Origin of the sequence: Mesorhizobium sp. LMG 17147 (assembly GCF_024297145.1) — a bacterium.
Classification (GTDB): Bacteria; Pseudomonadota; Alphaproteobacteria; order Rhizobiales; family Rhizobiaceae; genus Mesorhizobium.
Genome location: NZ_JANCTC010000048.1, coordinates 1 through 2,487, shown reverse-complemented (window position 1 = coordinate 2,487; position 2,487 = coordinate 1). Strand labels below are relative to the sequence as shown.

Annotated in this window: 3 protein-coding genes; all 3 read right to left on the bottom strand. The window is 64.7% G+C overall.

The window, feature by feature from the left end:
• Positions 1-13: 13 nt before the first annotated feature.
• Positions 14-1,546: an IS66 family transposase gene (locus NMG46_RS29475; RefSeq protein ID WP_024505579.1), complete on the bottom strand. Its 1,533-nt coding sequence runs from the start codon at positions 1,544-1,546 to the stop codon at positions 14-16.
• 69 nt (positions 1,547-1,615) lie between these two features.
• Positions 1,616-1,972, bottom strand: coding sequence for an IS66 family insertion sequence element accessory protein TnpB (gene tnpB / locus NMG46_RS29470; RefSeq protein WP_024505580.1), 357 nt, complete (start codon positions 1,970-1,972; stop codon positions 1,616-1,618).
• The gene (locus NMG46_RS29465; protein ID WP_196815424.1) at positions 1,969-2,349 is read right to left on the bottom strand and encodes a transposase; all 381 of its coding nucleotides are present in this window, start codon (positions 2,347-2,349) and stop codon (positions 1,969-1,971) included. Before NMG46_RS29465 ends, tnpB begins: the two co-directional genes overlap by 4 nt.
• Positions 2,350-2,487 lie beyond the last annotated feature (138 nt).

The window sequence follows — 2,487 nt, the reverse complement described above, 5'->3', positions numbered from 1 at the left end:
GTAAGCGGTGTTCTCAGGCCACGGCCTTGAGCTCGAGCTTGTTGATGTAGACCCAAGGCAGGAGATCGTCGATCTGGCTGTTGGGGTGGCCGTTGACGATCCTGGTGAGGACATCGGCGAGATAGCCGAGCGGTTCGACACCATTGAGCTTGCAGGTTTCGATCAGCGAGGCGATGACTGCCCAGTGTTCGGCGCCGCCGTCAGAGCCTGCGAAGAGCGCGTTCTTGCGGTTGAGCGCGATCGGACGGATCGAGCGTTCGACGGTGTTGCTGTCGATCTCGATGCGGCCGTCGTCAAGGAAGCGCGAGAGGCCTTCCCAGCGTGAGAGCGTGTAGCGGATTGCCTCTGCGAGCTTGGTCTTCTGACTGATCAGGCCGAGCTTCTCACGCAGCCAGGGTTCGAGATCGGCGACGATGGCGCGGCTTTTGTCCTGACGCATCGCGCGGCGCTCGTTGGCCGATCGGCCACGGATGTCATCCTCGATCTTGTAGAGTTCGGCGATCCGTCTCAGCGCCTCGCTGGCGATCGGCGCGGGACCGGCTGCTGCCAGTTCATAAAAGCGCCGACGGACATGCGCCCAGCAGAAGGCGAGCGTGACGCCGCTTTTGTCGGCCAGCACGCGATAGCCGCCATAGCCGTCGACCTGCAAGATTCCGGTGAAGCCTGCGAGATGAGCGATCGGACGCTCGGCCTTTCGGTCCGGCGCATAGACATAGGCGACGCCCGGCGGGTCGCTCCCCTCCCATGGTCGGTCATCGCGGGCATAGGCCCAGAGTTGACCTGTCTTAGTCTTGCCGCGGCCGGGATTGAGCACCGGCGCGGTCGTCTCGTCGGCGAAGAGTTTTGGCGAGGACTTCAGCTTGCCAAGCAGCCGCTCATGCACCGGACGCAGGTGCCAGGCGGCGCGGCCGACCCAGTCGGCGAGCGTAGAGCGATCGAGATTGATACCCTGCCGGGCGTAGATCTGCGCCTGACGATAGAGCGGAAGGTGATCGGCATATTTTGAGACCAGCACCTGGGCGACCGTTGCCTCGGTCGGAAGACCACCCTCGATCAGCCGGGCCGGCGCGGGAGCCTGAACCACGACGTCCTCGCAGGCGCGGCAGGCATATTTGGGCCGCCGCACGACGATTACACGCAGCTGCGCCGGAACGATGTCGAGCCGCTCGCTCACGTCCTCGCCGATCCGATGCAAGCCATTGCGGCAGCATGGGCAGGCATGGTCCTCGATGTCGACGATCATTTCCACCCGCGGCAGATGGGATGGCAACGCGCCGCGGTTCGTCCGGCGCTTCCTGGCGCGCTCCAGGCGCTCTGCGGGAGATGCTTGTTCGTTCTCTTCCTCGTCGGCGGCCTCGATCTGCTCGGCCTCTTCGAGCCCCAGCAGCAATTGATCCTCGGGGAGCGTCTCGGCACGCCGGCCGAAGCGGTGACGCTGCAATTCCTTGATGATCTGAATCAGACGGGCATTCTCGACGTCGCGCGCCAGGACCATCGCCTTCAGCGCGTCCGGATCGTCGGGAAGCTGGTCAGCCGTCATCGCCATGAGCGGATCAGACCATATTCGCCGACAGCCCGCGACAGCGGAATCCAGGCTGATTCACTTCGTCGCGGGTCAGCCCGCCTGGGCTGGAACGCGGGTCCGGCGCGCCTCGTGGACTCGCCGCCAGTCGAGACCTTCGAGTAGCGCCGAGAGCTGCGCGGCCGTCAGCCGCATCATGCCGTCATGCACTTTCGGCCAGCGGAACTCCCCATCCTCCAAACGCTTGGCATAGAGGCAAACCCCGGTGCCATCCCAGAAGATCAGCTTGATCCGGTCAGCCCGCTTCGCCCGGAAGACGTAGACGGCCCCGCTGAACGGATCGGCCCCCATTGTCTCTCGCACCAGCGCCGCCAATCCCTCCGCACCCTTGCGGAAGTCGACGGGCTTCGTCGCCACCATGACCTTGACCGCACCCGTCGGCCCGATCACGACGTCGCCTTCAGCGCGCGGATCACTGCGGCCACCGTCTTGGTATCGGCGCCCCGGCCGACGCGCATCGCGACGCCGTCGATCTCAAGCTCGATCATGCCGGCATCTCGGGTGGCTTGCCGTTTCCGCTGCTTCGGTGAACGGCTGGCTACAGGTTCCGCCGCCGCCACAACCGCCGGCACAAAGGCAGGAGAATCTTGCTGCACCGAAGCGACCTGTTTGCGCGCTTCGCGGCGCCAGGCGAAGACCTGCTGCGGCCTGAGACCATAACGGCGGGCGACCTCGGAAATGATCGCATTCGGCTCCAGCGTCTCTGCGATGATCCGCGCCTTGTCATCCACCGACCAGTGACGCCGACCGCCGGCACCGTTGATCACCTCGAAACGCCGAAGCTGCCGCTCCGGGTCAAGCGTAAGGTCAAGTCCAGACACAAGCCGATCTCCGATCCCAATACAGGATCGGCAACCTCACAGATCGCGACCACTCCCGAAAGGTGGTCAGGAAACACCGCTTAC

Excerpts from the sequence above, each read along its gene's own strand:
- NMG46_RS29475 (WP_024505579.1), bottom strand. The coding sequence starts at position 1,546 with ATGGCGATGACGGCTGACCAGCTTCCCGACGATCCGGACGCGCTGAAG.